This window comes from Streptomyces sp. NPDC046859 (genome assembly GCF_040645135.1).
GTDB lineage: Bacteria > Actinomycetota > Actinomycetes > Streptomycetales > Streptomycetaceae > Streptomyces.
The window spans coordinates 70,618-85,994 of sequence record NZ_JBEYXR010000020.1; the positions used below are offsets into that span (position 1 = coordinate 70,618).

Here is a 15,377-nt window from a genome sequence, read left to right on the forward strand (position 1 = left end):
CCTCCTGGTGGCGGGCGCCGCCGCCCCGGTCGCTCAGGTCATGCTCCGGCCAGGACCGACAGCGGGTCGGTGTGGGCCGGGACCCAGCCGAGCTCCGCCTCGGCCCGTGCGGGGGTGAACTGCTGGTCGAGGGCGAAGGCGTCCGCGACGGGGCCCATCTGTGCGCGGGCCTGGTCCGGCGTGAGCGTGACGATCTTGCCGTCGAGGCCGACGGCGTGCGCCACGGCCAGGGAGCAGTCCCTCGCGGTGGGGTTGATGCCGCCCACGCCCACGTACACGGCGCCCGGCTCGGCCCGCAGCGCGGCGACGTACAGCTCGGCGATGTCGTCGATGTGGACGAGCGGCCAGTGGTTGCCGCCGTCGCCGATGCAGGGGACGGCTCCGGCCGCCTTGCCGGGGGTGCCGTAGAACGTGTCGATCAGGCGGTTCTCGCCGCCGTACAGCAGGCCGGGGCGGATCAGGACGGGACGGCCGCCCTGCTCGGCGCGGGCCAGCACGGCCTCCTCGACGGGCCGGCGCCAGGCGACGAGGGACGGTGGGTTCCAGGGGGCGCTCTCGTCGGCGACGCCGTCGGTGTCGCCGTGGACCCAGGTGCCGCCGGTGTGGAGGTACGGGCCGCTGCCGTTACCGTCCTGAAGGGCGGTGGCGGCGGCGAGGTCCTCGGCGCCGGTGGTGGCCTGGGCGAGGTGGACCACCGCCTCGGCCCGGGCCGCGGCCCGGTTCAGGACGTCGAGGTCGCCCAGTCCGCCGCGTACGGGCGTCGCTCCGAGGGCGTGGACGGTGTCGGCGGCCCGGTCGGTGCGGGCCAGCGCCTCCACCGTGTGTCCGTGGCGGACGAGGGCGCTGATCTTGGCCTTGCCGATATATCCGGATCCGCCGGTGAGGAAGGTCTTCATGGTCGTGGCTCCTGTCGCGTCGCCGTGCCGGGTGGCTTCGTGGACCAGCCTGCGTCCGGGGGCGGAACCGCGTCCAAGACCTCTTTCGGCGTCTGTGATACCCGCAGGGCATCAGGGCTCACGCGCCGGCGGTCAGGCGGGCTGCCAGAGCTCGATCCGGTTGCCCTCGGGGTCGGTGACCCAGCCGAACCGGCCGACGCCGGCCATGTCCTGCGTCTCCTCCGCGACGTCGGCTCCCTTGGCGCGAAGCTGGTGCAGCATGGCGTCGAGGTCGCGGACCCGGAAGTTGAGCATGATGCCCTGGGAGCGGGAGCCGAAGTAGTCGGTTCCGGAGTCGAAGGCGGCGAACACCGTCGGGCCGGCCTCCTGCCGCCACACGCCGTTCTCGTCGGCGTCCAGGCCGAGGCAGTCGCGGTACCAGGCGCTCAGGGCCGCCGGGTCACCGGCTCGCACGAAGTATCCGCCGATGCCGAGCACTCGTTCCATGCCGCCATCCTGCCACGCGGGGGCGGGCCGCCCGCGGTCACGACGGCAGGCGCAGGGCGAGCAGGGCGACGTCGTCGTCGTTGTCGTCGGGCCGGGCGCGTCGCAGCAGCTGGTCGGCGAAGTCGTCCAGGTCGCGGTGGACGAGTGAGGCGGCGTGCCGGCGCAGGTTCTCCAGGCCAGCGTCCAGGGGCCGGCGGCGGGACTCGACGAGGCCGTCCGTGTAGAGCACGAGCGTGGACTGCGGGGGGAGGGTGAGCCGGGCCTCGGTTCTCGGCCGTGGTGACGGCATCCCGAGGAGCATGCCGTTGGCCTCGGTGAGGTACTGGGTGAGGCCGTCGCGGCCGATGAGGAGGGGCGGCGGGTGGCCGGCGCTGGTCCAGCGCAGCTTCCATGTGCCGTCGGTGTCCGCGGCCAGCCGGGCGAGGATCATCGTCGTCATCCGGACGTCGCTGATCTGCCGCATGGCGTCGTTGAGGAGCTGGACCGTGTGGTGCGTGGGCCGGTCCTGGGACCAGGTGAACGCGCGCAGCATGTTGCGCAGTTGGGCCATTCCGGCGGCCGCCTCGAGGTCGTGGCCGACGACGTCGCCGATGACCAGGGCCGTGTCCCCGAAGGGCAGCGGGAAGGCGTCGTACCAGTCGCCGCCGACGTACGAGGCGTCGGGCGCCGAGAGGTAGCGCGCGGTCATCTGCACGCCGGGCAGGCGCGGCAGTTGGGGCAGCAGGTAGCGCTGCATGGTCTCGGCGACCTGGCGCTGGCGCTGGAAGTGGCGGGCGTTCTCCAGGGCCAGGCCGATGCGCCGCCCTATGTCCTGGAGCAGGGCGAGGTCGGCGGTGGTGAAGGCCTGGGGCCGGTCGGAGCGGGCGAGTGTGATGGCGCCCAGGACCTCGCGCGGGCCGCGGATGGGGGCTATGGCGGCGGTCTTGATGCCGGTGACCTGGAACAGCCGGCGCTGCTCGACGGCGATGCCGCTGTCGGGGGTTCCCTGGTAGGTCTCGGGGCCGGCGATGTTGGACGCCACGCCGCGCAGGGCCCGGGAGAGCGGCATGGGAGACGCCTCGCAGACGGGGGGCATGGGGCCCTGCAGGTCCTCGCGCGCGGTGAGCCTCGTCCCGTCGGCCTGGACCACGAGGTGCCGGTTCACATCGCCCTTGTCGGTGATGAGGTCTATGACGGCCCAGTCGGCGAGCCGGGGCAGGACGAGTTGCACCACCCGGCGCAGCGCCTCTTCCACGTCGTTGTTGGAGATGAGCTGGGCGGTGGTGTCGGCCAGCAGCGCCAGCCGCTCCAGTTCGGACAGGGAGCGGGTGGGCGTGGGCGATGGGCGTGCGGAGTCCGGTAGGACATCCGCGGCCGTGTCGGTCATGGTCGCTCCTCTCCCCGCCGTGCAGCGCGGCCAGGGATGATGCGACCTGAGCCCCGGGGAATCGCTCGCCTCAGGCGGAGAGCGGCGGGGGCCGTGGAGTCGTCCCATGTGCCGGAAACGGCACCGGGCGACATGCTGCGGTCGGGTCGGTGATGGGCGGGGACAGGCGCCTTGGCGAAGCTGCTGTTTTTCCAACAACCGACCGAATGGCGAAGAAGGCCGAACTCCGAATGTATCACAGACGCACTGGGAGGCCGCTCGCGCAGGTGCGGGGGTGTCCCGCTCCCGGGAAGGGGCGGTCGCCGGCGCGGCCGGGCGATCAGAGCAGGCGCAGGACGCCCACCACCTTGCCGAGGATGCGGGCGTCGTCACCGGGGATCGGGTCGTAGGCGGGGTTGCGCGGCATGAGCCACACCCGCCCGTCCTGGCGGCGCAGCACCTTGACGGTGGCCTCGTCGTCGAGGAGGGCGACGACGATGTCGCCGTGGTCGGCGCTGTCCTGGCGTTTGACGGTGACGATGTCGCCGTCGCAGATCGCGGCCTCGATCATGCTGTCGCCGGACACCGTCAGGGCGAACAGGTCGCCGTCGCCGACGACTTGGCGGGGCAGCGTGTAGACGTCCTCGATCATTTCGGCGGCGAGCAGGGGCGCGCCGGCTGCGATACGGCCCACCAGGGGCACCTCGACCGGGGCGGTGCCGGTGACGCCGAGGTCGGGTGCCCAGGAGGGCCGCACCTGGTAGGCGCGGGGGCGGTGTGGGTCGCGGTAGAGGACGCCCTTGCGTTCGAGCGCCATCAGCTGGTGCGCGACGGAAGAGGTGCTGGCGAGGGAGACGGCCTGGCCGATCTCCCGCATGGACGGCGGGTATCCCTGCCGTTCGACCGTCTCGGTGATGAAGCGGACGATGTCCGCCTGGCGGTTCGTCAACTCCCCCGCGGGTGCGCGGGGACCCGGGGGGCGGCCCCGGCGGGCGGGCGCAGTGTCGTCCATCCCGACACACCTCCGTACAAGATCGTTCGGAATGACCCTAACCTGCCGCCCTCCACAAATGGAACACCTTGACGAATTCGCGGGGTCCTCGACCTCTCCCGGGCGGGCCGTCCGCCGCCGGTCCGGTTCAGGCGGCCTGCCGTTCGGGGCGCCGGCGCGGCTGGAGCTCGGGCCGCCCGAACAGCAGGGCGTAGCCCTCGGGCAGCTGGTCGAGGATGCGGTCCACCAGGTCAGGGCCGATCACGTGGGCGACGACGTTGAAGACGGTGCCGGTGTTCCAGCGGGCGACCGCGGGGGTGGTGCCGGTCCGGCGCGCCAGGTCCTTCACGAAGCCCCAGCCGGTCGACTGCTCGGTGGCGGGCACCTGTCCGGTGAACTCCAGGGCGGCCGGCAGCGGCAGCCGGGCGGCCAGTTCGACGCGTTCGTCGCCGGTGAGTTGGCGGCCCAGCGCGGCGAGGACGTGGAGCGTCACCTCCTCGGCCCGCTCCCGGGTGGGGTAGGCGCCCTCGTAGCGCACCTTGGCCAGCAGGGCGTCGTAGGTCGTCGCGGCGTCACGGCGGTCGTGGAGCTGCGCGGTCATGTGAGGTGGCGTGCCTTTCGTGTCGGGGAGCCTCGGTGGGCCCGCGCGGGCGGCCGGGGCCGAGGGCCGTCGCCGTCGACGGGCGGGCGGGCTCCGCTCGTGCGTGGGTGTCCCCGCGCGCACATCGCGGGGCGGGACGCGGGGACCTGGGGGCGCACGGACGATCCTGTGCGAGCTTTGCGCCCTGGTCGCTCCCGGCGGTGACCGGGAAGGCGGGCACGGGCGGCGCGTCCGGGCCGCGAGGGCCCCGGACGCGCCTGCCGCGCCCGAGTGCCGGGTGTGCGCCGAGGTGCCCGCCCGCCTGGCCGGTGGCCCGGCGGGCGGGCACCGGCCCCGCGGGGCGTACGGCGCCGGCAGGCGTCGCCGATCAGTCGCTGATCAGGCGGTGATCAGGCGGAGAGCTCCTTGCGCCGTGACGGTCCGCCGACGACGATCTTGCGGGACTTGGCGCGCGCCGCGATCGGGATGCGCAGGGTGAGGACCCCGGCGTCGTACTCGGCCTCGATGTTCTCGGTGTCCAGCGTGTCGGCGAGCATCACGCGGCGGGAGAAGACGCCCAGCGGCCGCTCGGAGAGTTCCATCCGGACGTCGTCCGCGGTGCTCGGCCGGCGCTCGGCCCGGACGGTCAGCATGTTCCGTTCGACGTCGATGTCGATCGCGTCCGGGCTCACACCGGGGATGTCCAGCTCGATCACGTAGACATCGCCTTCGCGGTGGGCGTCCATCGGCATCGCCGCCGGGCGCGACCAGGTGCCGGACGTACCGAAGACCTGCTCGGTGAGCCGGTCCAGTTCACGGAAGGGGTCGGTGCGCATCAACATCGGCAAAACACCTCCTGTGTGTCGGGCAGTACTCGCTGCCCATGCGGTTCACCTGTCTTGGTTGTAGCATGTCATCGGAACGATGACAAACCAGATGTCATCGAGGTGATGACGAGTCCCGGAACGAAGGAGGAGGGCCGTGCCGACGCCCGACGAGCGATCCGCCGACTGCACCCCCGCGTCCTTCCTGGCGGCGGAGACGGCACTGCGCGCCATGACGGACGCGGTGCGCTCCGCGCGGACCGGCCCGGCGGGCGACGCGGGCGACACCCCGCCGGCCCCGGACCAGGCCCTGGCCGTCCTGGTGCTGCTGCGCGACGTACGGCACCAGCTCGCGCAGTGGGAGCCCAGCCTGATCGAGACCGCCCGCGCGGCCGGCGCCAGCTGGGCGGACCTCGCCGGCCCGCTCGGCGTCGCGAGCCGCCAGGCCGCCGAGCGGCGCTATCTGCGGGGGCGCCCCGGCGGTGACGGCGACACACGCGAGCAGCGCGTGAAGGCCACCCGGGACCGGCGCGCCGCCGACCGCAAGGTGACCGCGTGGGCCCGGAACCACGCCGGTGAGCTGCGCAGCCTCGCCGGCCAGATCGCCGCGCTGCCCGATCTGCCGGAGGCCGCGCTCCCGCCGCTGCGGCGGCTCGCGCACGCCCTGGCCGACGACGACGCCGCGCTGCTGCTGGCGCCCCTGACGGACACCGAGCCCCATCTGCGCGACCACCACCCCCAGCTCGCCACCCGGATCGACGACCTCACCAGTCACGCCGACCAGCTCCGCCAGGACAGCGACGCGGACCGCGGGGCCCGGCCCTGACGGTGCCGCCCGCACCCGCGGGAGGCGGCTTCGTTCGGGTGGTCCGCGCCGCGGACGCGAAGACGGGAGGACCGCGGCGGGACCGACGGGACACCCGGCCGGGCGCCGACGTGACGGCGACGACATCGGACGGTCGCCGTGTTTGCGAGCGGCGCGGTTGAGCAGGCGAGGCTCTGCACATCAGCGCTCGGCAGAAAGGACCCCTCATGGCGGTCAGCGACTCGGACCTGGTCGAGACCGATACCGATCCGGGGGCCGTCCGGCGTCACCGCACGCTCTTCAGGGCCGTGAAGCGCCGCCGGAACCCTCCGCTTCGGCGTACGGACATCACGGTCACCGACGAGGCGGCCGTGAAGCGGGCGGTGAAGGCCGCCTCCCTCGGCAACGCCATGGAGTGGTTCGACTTCGGGATCTACAGCTATCTCGCGGTCACCCTGGGGCACGTCTTCTTCCCGTCGGGCAACGAGACCGTGCAGCTGCTGTCGTCGTTCGCGACGTTCGCGGTGTCGTTCCTGGTGCGTCCCATCGGCGGCATGGTCTTCGGACCGATGGGCGACAAGATCGGACGCAAGAAGGTCCTCGCCCTGACGATGATCCTCATGGCGATCGGCACCTTCGCCATCGGCCTGATCCCGTCGTACGCGACGATCGGCTTCTGGGCCCCGGTGCTGCTGATCCTCTTCCGGCTGGTGCAGGGCTTCTCGACCGGCGGCGAGTACGGCGGGGCGTCGACCTTCATCGCCGAGTACGCGCCCGACAAGCGGCGCGGCTTCTTCGGCAGCTTCCTGGAGCTGGGGACGCTCGCCGGGTACGTCGGCGCGGCCGGCCTCGTGACGATCCTGACGTCGGCGCTGGGCAGCGGCGGCATGGAGGCGTGGGGCTGGCGGGTGCCGTTCCTGGTGGCCGGGCCCATCGGGCTGGTCGGGCTCTACCTGCGACTGAAGCTGGACGAGACGCCCGCCTTCCAGAAGCTGGGGGACGAGTCGACGCACCGCGCCTCCGAGGCCGCCTCCAGCGTGGAGACGACGGCCACCGGAGACCTGAAGAAGATCTTCCGGCAGTACTGGCCGGCACTGATCCTCTGCATCTGCCTCGTCGGCGCCTACAACATCACCGACTACATGCTCCTGTCGTACATGCCGACGTACCTGTCGGACGAGATGGGCTACTCCGAGACGCACGGTCTGCTGGTCCTGATCGCGACCATGGTGGTCCTGATGCTGGTCATCAGCCAGGTGGGCAGGCTCAGCGACCGGGTGGGCCGCAAGCCCCTCCTCATGGCGGGGATGCTCGGCTTCCTCTTCCTCTCCCTGCCGTCGTTCCTGCTGGTCAGGCAGGGCAGCCTGGTGGCCGTGGCCGCCGGGATGCTGATGCTGGGCCTGTCGCTGGTGTGTCTGCTGGGCACCATGTCGGCGACCCTGCCCGCGCTGTTCCCGACCCAGGTCCGCTACGGCTCCCTGTCCGTCGGCTACAACCTCTCCGCGTCCCTGTTCGGCGGCACCACGCCACTGGTGATCACGGCCCTGATCTCCGCGACCGGGAGCGACCTCATGCCCGCCTACTACGCGATGGCCGCGGCGCTGGTCGGTGTGGTCGCCGTGGCGTTCACGAAGGAGACGGCACGGCAGCCGCTCGCGGGCTCCCCTCCGTCGGTCGCGACGGCACGGGAGGCCGCGGAGATGGTGGAGAGCCAGGCCCCGGCTCCCCGGTTCTGACGGCTCCCTGACATGACGACGGCCCGGCACCCGCGCGGACGCGGATGCCGGGCCGATGCCGTGGGCTCGACGCTCAGCCCTGGCGGGCCTTGAAGCGCGGGTCCTTCTTGTTGATCACGTACGTCACGCCGCGGCGGCGCACCACCTGGGCGCCGGGCTTGGCCTTCAGCGAGCGCAGTGAGTTGCGCACCTTCATCGCGGTCTCCTCTCGGACTGGGCGGACCGGTGTGTCCCTCGTCAGCGGGCGGCGGCGGTACGGCCGTAGCGCCGCTCGAACCGCTCGACGCGTCCGGCGGTGTCCATGACGCGCGAGGTACCGGTGTAGAACGGGTGGCTCGCCGAGGAGACCTCGACGTCCACCAGCGGGTAGATCTGGCCGTCCTCCCACTCGATCGTCCGTGCGGAGTCGAGGGTGGAACGGGTGAGGAAGACGTGCCCCGACGCGCGGTCACGGAAGACGACGGGACGGGAGTCGGGATGGATGCCGGGCCTCATGGGATGTCCTTTCGCCGGGGCCTGCCGTGGTTCGGATGGGGACGCGGGCGTCAGCGTTCCTCGCGGAAGTCGACGTGCGCGCCGGCGACCGGGTCGTACTTGCGCAGGACCAGTCGGTCGGGGTCGTTGAGACGGTTCTTGCGGGTCACGTACGTGACGCCGGTGCCGGCCGTCGACCTCAGCTTCACGACGGGACGTGCGGTGCTGCGTGCCATGGGGGTCCTTCCTTTCCGTCCGCACACGAGCCGACTGACTCGAACATGTCAGACAGTGGGTTCAACCACCGAACCCGCTGTTTCATTCCCTCCCCCGCCGACGACGCCGGCGCGAGGAGGAGCGGCGGACCCGGGGGTCGTGCGGGGGAACGCGGGGCGGGGCCCGCTCATTCCCGGCCGACCCGGCACCGACCCTGGAACGACACGAGGGCACGGCGCGCGCGGCGCCGTGCCCGGGATTGTGGCGGCAGGAAAGGCTCGTCCGTCAGGCCGCCAGGGTCTTGTCCCCCTGGATCGCCTTGCGGTCGGCGACGAACCGCTGGAGGAGCACATCCGCCGCCGCCAGCGCCTCGGCGACCGTGCGGGCCCCGACCATGACGCAGAGCGTGTACGTGGCGTCCTCGAGGGCGCGACCGCTGTGAGCTGTGGGGTGCACGTCGTGCGCGAAACGCACTTCGGCGAAGCGGGCCAGCGCGGCACGCAGTTCCTTCTCGGACGGCAGGATCATGGCAAGTCCCCTCTGTGAGCACGCAGCCCGCACCCGGCGGGGTCACCGCGACGAACAGGCTGAGTGCCGGCACCACACACCGGAGCCCGGCGCCGATCGCGCCGAGCTGAGCCCCGAGTGCCCCTTGGGGAATGATTTACACCTGTAACACCGCCGAAGTCCCCCGTGCGGGCCAACCGCCGGACATGCGGCCGAACGCGGAGCACCGGGCCGTCCGGACTCCAAGGACCGCGCCCGGCGAGGAACATGACGTTCACCGGATCAACTACGGGCACCCGCCACCGCCCCTGAACCGCGAGGGCCATGTCGTGCCGCAGGTCCTGGACTCCCCCGCGCATCTCCCCTCGGGCCGGTAGCAATCCCAAGGAGACCCGGCGCCGCCGCATCCGCACCCTCCACAAGAACCACCGCCGCACGACGACGCCACGATCATGCCGGTCTGACGGCATCCGAACCGCCCGGGCGGGGACAAGCGTCGGCTGCGGTGCCGCGGCCCTGCCGAGATCCGGCAAAACCGCGGCACCGCAACCATCCGTGATGCTCCCCACGGGCCATGATGGAGCGGGGAGACACCTTCCGCATTGCCGGTTCCCGGCAGAGTTCACTAGGGTCTGCATGCCGACGGCCGTCACCCGGCCGGCGACGGCGCACCAGGGACGGAGGGCGGGGGCGTGAGCGAGCCGGAGGCGATGAGGCCGTATCTGAAGGGGTACGCGGAGATCCTCTCGGACGTCTCCACCACCGGACGCCGACTGACCCGGGACGAGATCGAGTCCCGGCGCGCCCTCGGCGAACAGGCCGCCGACCACGGGCACACGCTGCGAACCCTGGTCCGCGCGCACCTCGGGGCGACCCGGGAGGACTGGCCGTCCCCACCGCGTCACCCCGACAGCGTGCTGGCGGCCGTCGAACAGGCCGTCGACGCCTTCGCGGAGGGCTACGAGCGCGCGCAGCGCCTGGCCGTGCGCCAGGAGGAGGCCGCGCGCAGGGAGTTCATCGACGACCTGCTGTACGGCCGCAGCGACCTGGGGCGGCTCGCCGAGCGGGCGGAGCGGTTCGGGCTGGTCCTGTCCCGGGCGCACGCCGTGGCCGTCGCCGAGGGGCCGGAGGCGTACGACGACACCGACCCCGTGACCCGGCACGTGGAGAACGCGCTCATCGCGCGCTTCGGTGACCGGCACATCCTTCTCGCCACCAAGAACGGGCAGTTGGTCTGCATCGCGCCCGGCGACGACCGTGACGTCCTGCTGCACTTCGCCAAGCAGGCCCACGCCGCCACGGACGGCAGCCGGGTGGCCATCGGCCGGCCCCGCTCCGGGGCGGGCGGCGTCGTGCACTCCTACGAGGAGGCGCTGAACAGCCTCCAACTCGCCGAGCGCCTCGGCCTGGACGACCCCGTGGTGCACGCCGCCGACCTGCTCGTGTACCCGGTGCTGGCCCGCGACCGGCAGGCCATGGCCGACCTGGTGCTCGCTGCGCTGGGTCCGCTGCGGCACGCCCGCGGCGGTGCGGAGCCGCTGCTGCGCACCCTCCAGGTGTACTTCGACTCCGGCTGCACCGCCGCCGAGGCGGCCCGCCGGCTGTCGCTCAGCGTGCGGGCGCTGACCTACCGGCTGGAGCGCATCCACCAGTTGACCGGCGCCAACCCCGCCGACCCCATGCACCGGTACACCCTGCAGACGGCCGTGATCGGGGCGCGCCTGCTGGGCTGGCCCCAGCAGGAGATCTGATCGGCCCGCCGGTCACCGCCACCCGGCCAGGGACGCTTCGAGCGCGGCGATGTGCCGGGCCTCCGCCTCCTTGCGGACGGCGGCGAAGCGGCGGTCGACGATCAGGAGCGGCACGACCTACAGCGTGCCCCACAGGCGCAAAGGAGTCGACGGCTCCGGTCTGCCGCAGCACGGTGTTGGTCAGGACGCAGAGGATGCCGCAGCCAGTCCAGGCGGCCGTGCGGTGCCCGCCGAGGAAGCGCACGGGCGCGTTCCAGGGGCCGGACAGCGCCTGAAGGGTCGCGGCGCGCACGATGGCGTCGCGGTCCACGGTGTCCGCTTCCCCCGGCGCCGTTCCGCCGCCCTTTTGGAGGTCCGCGTCGAGGGTCCGGGCCTGCTCCTCGGTGTCGTGGCCGGTGACCATGGCGGCGGCCGCGCCCCATCTGAGCTCGTCCCAGTAACTGCGGTTCGCCCAGCGTCGCGCGGCGGCGACCTGCTGGGCCTCCGCGGACTCCGGCGCCAGCTCGTCGAGGCGCCCGGCGAGGACACGGGCGCGGGCGGCACGGCCGGGGTACTCGAAGGCGTCGGCGCAGGCACAGTTCGGCGTAGCCGGCGAGAAGCCCGAGGTGGTCTCCGTCGAGCGTGAGTCCGGCCCGGAACGCCTCCTCCGCGCGGTCGTCGTGATCGTCGTCGTCCTCGGCCGCATGCCCGAGGGCCAGCCAGCAGTACAGGTCGGGGTGGGAGCCGAGTTCGTCCAGGCCCTCCTGGGCGGCGCGCCGCACGGCCGCGTTGCCCCCCGCCGTGAACAGCTGCTCGCAGCGGTCCTGGTACGCGTCGACCGTGGTCACACGGAGTCCCCTCCCCTTCCAGCCACGCGAGGTGGCTCTGTCGTGTGCCGGGATCCTCGCAGGTGCACGGCGAATTGACGATCAAGGAATGTTGACATCCTCCCCTCCCTGAAGGGAGGGGATTCCTGGCTCAGGCTGCCTCCGGGAGCAGCGCTCCCGGAGGTCTTACGCCCTCGGCACCAGCCGGGTTGAGACCAGCCCGGACGAGCATCACGCGGGCGGAGTTCTTGTCCCTGGGGGACACGACTCCGCACGCGGTGCAGGTGTGGGTACGTTCCGAAAGAGGAAGTGCGTGCTTGGTTCTCGCTCCGCACGACGCGCAGTCCATGGTGGTATATGCGGGATTGACGAGGCGAATGTCCCGCCCGTGCTTGCGACCCATCTCGATCAGGGCGGTCTTGGTGGCGCCGATCGCGGCGTCCGCCGCCTTGCGCGCCATCGTGGACTTGGCGAGGAACTTCGGCCGGAAGTCCTCGACGGCGATCGCATCGTGGTCGCGGACCACGGACTTGGCCCATTTGCGGGCGGTGTCCTGCCGCTGCCGGGCGACCTTCTTGTGCAGCTTCGCGGCCTGCACCTGCGCCTGCCGGTAGCCCCTGGACGCGGCCTGCCCGCGTGCGGCCTTGCGGCGGGCCATCATCCGCTGGTAGCGGGCGAGTTTGTGTGCGGCGTTCTTCCCATGCTGGGCGTGGGGGAGGTCGTGGGCGTCGGACGTGGTGGTCGCGGTCTCCTTGACGCCCCAGTCCACGCCGAGGACACGGCCCGTGGCCGGGAGCGGCTGGGCTTGGGTGGCGACGACGAACGACGCGTACCAGTGCCCGACACTGTCGCGGTACACGCGCACCGAGGACGGTGCGCAGGGCAGGTCCCGCGACCACACCACCGTGAGCACGATCCCGCCCGCGAGGTGCAGACGTTTGTCCTTCAGCCGGAATCCCCGCCTGGTGTAGTTCAGCGTCGGCAGCGCCTCACGCTTCTTCTTCACCCTGGGCATGCCCGCGCGCCGGCGGACCGGCAACCGCTTCTCGATGTCCTTCAGCGCCTTGGACCTCGCCTTGGCGAAGTCCCGGACGGCCTGCTGCTGCGGCACCGAAGCACCGTCGCGGAGCCACGACAATGTGGCGCGGGCTTCGGTCAGCATCTTGTCGAGCTGGGCCGGGCCGCACGTCAGCTTGTCGTCCGGGTGTGCGCGGTTGCGGGCGTGTATCTGCCGGGACTTGGCGACGCATTCGTTCCAGGCCCACCGGCAGCGGTCCCACTCGGCGAGCAGGGCGGTGCGGGCGGTCGACGACACGCGCAGTCGGTAGGTGTACCGAGCGTGCCCGGCATCCTCCTGCTGCTTCCGTGGTGTCGTCATGGCATGATTTTAGCATGGACGATGAGAAGCGGATCTCTCTCCGCCTGCCAACGGAACTGCACGCACGCCTCGTTGAAGCCGCCCGCGCCGACCGGCGGTCCCTCAACTCCGAGATCCTGCATCTGCTCGAGGTCGCCCTCACCACCGTGGACGGCGACGACCAATCGCCCTGACGGCGATAGCTCCTTCCTCGCCCTGCCCCGCACGGGTCCGATTCCTCCCCCGCCTGAAGGCCGGGGCATCCTCGGAGGTATCAGGTGACGGCCAGCCCCGTGTGGTGAAGTGGGGATCATGACGACGAGTGACGCGGTCGTGGTGCCCGAGCTGTACTCCGGCTACCCCGGTGTGGCCTTCGGCGGGTATGTCGCCGGAGTGCTCGCACAAGCGTCCGGGGCGGGGACGGTCCGGGTCGACTTCCGCGGGCCGGTGCCGGTCGAGGTGCCCGTCCGGCTGGCCGGGACGGGCGACGGCGGGGTGGAGCTGGGCGGTCCGGAGCGGCCGCTGGCCACGGCGCGTCCGGCCGAGTTGACGCTCGACGCGCCCGGCGCGCCGTCCTGGGAGGAGGCGTCGGCCGCGGCCGACTGGTTCCGGGCCGAGCCGCCGCAGGCGATGGTCGACTGCTTCGGCTGCGGACTGCGCACTCCGGACCAGGGTCTGCGCGTGTACTGCTCCCCGGTGCCGGGCCGGAATCTGGTCGCGACGGGCTGGACGCCGTCCCCCACGTTCGCCGGTCCCGACGGGCTGCTGCCCGACGTCGTGGTCTGGGGCGCCCTGGACTGTCCGGGGCACTGGGCGGGACGCTTCCTCGGCACCCAGCGGCCGGGCGCGGTCACGGCCTCCCTGACGGGGACGATCCTACGGCCGGTGACGGCGGGCGAGCCGCATGTGTCCTATGCCTGGCTGCTGTCGGAGAGCGGCCGCAAACACACGATGGGCGTGGCGCTGGCGACGGCCGACGGCGAGCTGTGCGCGCTGTCGGAGGCCCTGTGGATCGACCCGAGACCTGCCGCCCGAGGGGACGCCCGCCTCGTCAACTCGGCTGACTCACCGCTGCGTTGAGGTGCCGCTCCTCCGCCTTGCCCAGTTCCGCCGTGAACTGGGCCCCCGCGAGCAGGGCCAGGTTGGACAGCCACAGCCAGATCAGGGACACCACGACGCCCGCGAGTGAGCCGTACAGCCGGCTGTATGTGCTCAGGGCCGAGGTGTAGAGGGCGAAGAGGCCCGAGACGGCCAGCCACAGGGCGGCGGCCAGGGCGCCACCGGGCAGGCTGCGGTGCCGGGTTCGGGCCTGGGTGGGGCCGGTGTGGAACACGGTGACCACCAGCAGGGCGGCCAGGCAGAGCAGCAGCGGCCAGCGCAGCAGGGTCCAGGCCCAGGCCGCCATGACGTCGAGTGCGAGGACCCGGCCGACCGCCTCGGCGACCGGTCCTGACAGCATGAGTACCAGCGAGCTGAGCAGGAGCAGGCCCAGCAGGGCGAAGGCCGTCAGCAGGATGCGGTGGGCGGTGCGCCAGGGCGAGCGCTGGTCGGCCACGCCGTGCATCCGGTGCAGGGCGCGCCGGAAGACGGCGAGGTAACTGCTCGCGGACCACAGCGCGCTCACGGCTCCCGCGCCCAGCAGCGTCCAGGCGGCGGTGCCGCTGCGCAGGGTGCTCACCAGCGCGTCGTGCAGCTGGCCGCTCGCCTGCCCGGGGGCGTAGGCGGTGACGTGCCGGATGAAGTCCTCGGCGGTGTCCGGGCCGATCAGGCTGAACGCCACGACGGTGACCATCAGCGCGGGCAGCAGAGCCAGGATGGCGTAGTAGGTCAGGGCGGCCGCGTAGTCGGAGATGTCGTCACGCCACATCGACCCCGGGGTGCGGCGCAGGGCGGGCAGCCAGGTTTCAGGGACGCGGCGCGGCCGCGGCGCGACGGCGGATGCCGTGGGAAGCGTACCCAAGGGGTGCGGGTCGGCGGACATGGCCTCTGGGGTGGTAGGGCGCAGGGCACGGCCCTGAACGGGGCGTTGAGGGTGCGGGGCGCGCTGGCCGTCCGTACACGGCAGGGCGGCGGCGCCTCGCTGTCGGTGCGAGGGCGCCACCGCCCTGCCGTGCCGGTGGGCCGGCCCGTCTCACGGACCGGCGTGGCTCGGCGATCAGATCCGGCCACCGGTGAGCCGGGTGATCGGGCCCAGCGTGCGCCTACCGGCGCGCCGTCCGGCCGCGTACGAGGACGCGCCCAGCACCGCCAGTCCCGTACCGACTCCGGCGGCGACGGCCTTGCGGTTGGCGAGGACCGTCCAGGCCGTCGTCGCGAGGGCGACGGCCTGCCCGGACGCGGCCACCACGGCCTTGCGTCCGGCGTCGGCCCGCTGGGCCGCGGACCGGGCCACGGCGGAGGTGGCCTTGGCGGTCCGCTCGGCCGTGCTCACGGCGGCTGACGCCGTGTCACCGGCCTTGTCCGCCGCCTTGTCCGCGGCCTTCGACGCCGGCGCGGTCGCCCGCGACGTGGCCTGACTTGCCTTGGCGGCCGCCTTCTTGGCGGTTGCGGAATCGTGGTTGGTGTCGTTGTTGGATGGGCTCATGGACACCGCGTTGCCGCTC

At 72.5% G+C, this 15,377-nt stretch carries 18 protein-coding genes; 5 read left to right on the forward strand and 13 right to left on the reverse strand.

The genetic code is table 11. The features are described from left to right. Nucleotides 1-38: 38 nt before the first annotated feature. The 6 genes from ABZ899_RS26480 to ABZ899_RS26505 form a co-directional block, all read right to left on the reverse strand. Nucleotides 39-896, reverse strand: a complete 858-nt coding sequence (locus tag ABZ899_RS26480; protein WP_361350611.1) for an NAD-dependent epimerase/dehydratase family protein — start codon at nucleotides 894-896, stop codon at nucleotides 39-41. A 132-nt stretch (nucleotides 897-1,028) separates the two neighbouring features. Beyond that, nucleotides 1,029-1,382, reverse strand: coding sequence for a VOC family protein (locus ABZ899_RS26485; protein ID WP_361350613.1), 354 nt, complete (start codon nucleotides 1,380-1,382; stop codon nucleotides 1,029-1,031). Nucleotides 1,383-1,419: 37 nt separating this feature from the next. Then, complete coding sequence (locus tag ABZ899_RS26490; RefSeq protein ID WP_361350615.1) at nucleotides 1,420-2,748, reverse strand: GAF domain-containing SpoIIE family protein phosphatase; 1,329 nt, start codon at nucleotides 2,746-2,748, stop codon at nucleotides 1,420-1,422. A 319-nt stretch (nucleotides 2,749-3,067) separates the two neighbouring features. Then, nucleotides 3,068-3,739 (reverse strand): transcriptional repressor LexA, encoded by a 672-nt coding sequence (gene lexA / locus ABZ899_RS26495; RefSeq protein WP_361350617.1) that lies wholly within the window; start codon nucleotides 3,737-3,739, stop codon nucleotides 3,068-3,070. A gap of 127 nt (nucleotides 3,740-3,866) precedes the next feature. Then, on the reverse strand, nucleotides 3,867-4,319 hold the full coding sequence (locus ABZ899_RS26500; protein ID WP_361350619.1) for a DUF2267 domain-containing protein: 453 nt from the start codon (nucleotides 4,317-4,319) through the stop codon (nucleotides 3,867-3,869). A gap of 389 nt (nucleotides 4,320-4,708) precedes the next feature. Then, a complete protein-coding gene (locus ABZ899_RS26505; protein WP_361350621.1) occupies nucleotides 4,709-5,140 on the reverse strand; it encodes an Hsp20/alpha crystallin family protein in 432 nt (143 codons plus the stop codon). 139 nt (nucleotides 5,141-5,279) lie between these two features. On the opposite strand from ABZ899_RS26505, the gene ABZ899_RS26510 reads away from it, so the two are divergent. After that, on the forward strand, nucleotides 5,280-5,948 hold the full coding sequence (locus ABZ899_RS26510) for a type III effector protein (protein ID WP_361350623.1): 669 nt from the start codon (nucleotides 5,280-5,282) through the stop codon (nucleotides 5,946-5,948). Nucleotides 5,949-6,154: 206 nt separating this feature from the next. Next, on the forward strand, nucleotides 6,155-7,663 hold the full coding sequence (proP, locus tag ABZ899_RS26515; protein WP_361350625.1) for a glycine betaine/L-proline transporter ProP: 1,509 nt from the start codon (nucleotides 6,155-6,157) through the stop codon (nucleotides 7,661-7,663). A gap of 73 nt (nucleotides 7,664-7,736) precedes the next feature. Here proP and ykgO read toward each other — a convergent pair whose 3' ends face one another. From ykgO to ABZ899_RS26535, 4 genes are all read right to left on the reverse strand, one after another. Continuing rightward, nucleotides 7,737-7,859, reverse strand: a complete 123-nt coding sequence (ykgO, locus tag ABZ899_RS26520; protein WP_062672424.1) for a type B 50S ribosomal protein L36 — start codon at nucleotides 7,857-7,859, stop codon at nucleotides 7,737-7,739. Nucleotides 7,860-7,900: 41 nt separating this feature from the next. Next, nucleotides 7,901-8,158, reverse strand: a complete 258-nt coding sequence (locus ABZ899_RS26525; RefSeq protein ID WP_361350627.1) for a type B 50S ribosomal protein L31 — start codon at nucleotides 8,156-8,158, stop codon at nucleotides 7,901-7,903. 50 nt (nucleotides 8,159-8,208) lie between these two features. Continuing rightward, nucleotides 8,209-8,373, reverse strand: coding sequence for a 50S ribosomal protein L33 (gene rpmG / locus ABZ899_RS26530; protein WP_361350629.1), 165 nt, complete (start codon nucleotides 8,371-8,373; stop codon nucleotides 8,209-8,211). A 265-nt stretch (nucleotides 8,374-8,638) separates the two neighbouring features. Continuing rightward, nucleotides 8,639-8,881 carry a DUF5133 domain-containing protein gene (locus ABZ899_RS26535; RefSeq protein WP_361350631.1) on the reverse strand — a complete coding sequence of 81 codons (243 nt, stop codon included), beginning with the start codon at nucleotides 8,879-8,881 and terminating at the stop codon, nucleotides 8,639-8,641. A 689-nt stretch (nucleotides 8,882-9,570) separates the two neighbouring features. Here ABZ899_RS26535 and ABZ899_RS26540 point away from each other — a divergent pair. Continuing rightward, nucleotides 9,571-10,611 (forward strand): helix-turn-helix domain-containing protein, encoded by a 1,041-nt coding sequence (locus ABZ899_RS26540; protein ID WP_361350705.1) that lies wholly within the window; start codon nucleotides 9,571-9,573, stop codon nucleotides 10,609-10,611. Nucleotides 10,612-11,568: 957 nt separating this feature from the next. On the opposite strand, the gene ABZ899_RS26545 is transcribed toward ABZ899_RS26540, so the two are convergent. Continuing rightward, a complete protein-coding gene (locus ABZ899_RS26545; RefSeq protein WP_361350632.1) occupies nucleotides 11,569-12,795 on the reverse strand; it encodes a transposase in 1,227 nt (408 codons plus the stop codon). Between the two features lie 14 nt (nucleotides 12,796-12,809). Here ABZ899_RS26545 and ABZ899_RS26550 point away from each other — a divergent pair, with 14 nt between their 5' ends. Beyond that, the gene (locus ABZ899_RS26550) at nucleotides 12,810-12,968 is read left to right on the forward strand and encodes an Arc family DNA-binding protein (protein WP_361350634.1); all 159 of its coding nucleotides are present in this window, start codon (nucleotides 12,810-12,812) and stop codon (nucleotides 12,966-12,968) included. A 118-nt stretch (nucleotides 12,969-13,086) separates the two neighbouring features. Continuing rightward, entirely contained in the window at nucleotides 13,087-13,854 is a 768-nt protein-coding gene (locus ABZ899_RS26555; RefSeq protein ID WP_361350636.1) for a hotdog fold domain-containing protein, read from the forward strand. On the opposite strand, the gene ABZ899_RS26560 is transcribed toward ABZ899_RS26555, so the two are convergent. Then, nucleotides 13,826-14,755, reverse strand: a complete 930-nt coding sequence (locus tag ABZ899_RS26560) for a YihY/virulence factor BrkB family protein (RefSeq protein WP_361350638.1) — start codon at nucleotides 14,753-14,755, stop codon at nucleotides 13,826-13,828. The genes ABZ899_RS26555 and ABZ899_RS26560 overlap by 29 nt on opposite strands. Nucleotides 14,756-14,929: 174 nt before the next feature. Further along, nucleotides 14,930-15,358, reverse strand: coding sequence for a hypothetical protein (locus ABZ899_RS26565; protein WP_361350640.1), 429 nt, complete (start codon nucleotides 15,356-15,358; stop codon nucleotides 14,930-14,932). Nucleotides 15,359-15,377: the final 19 nt, after the last annotated feature.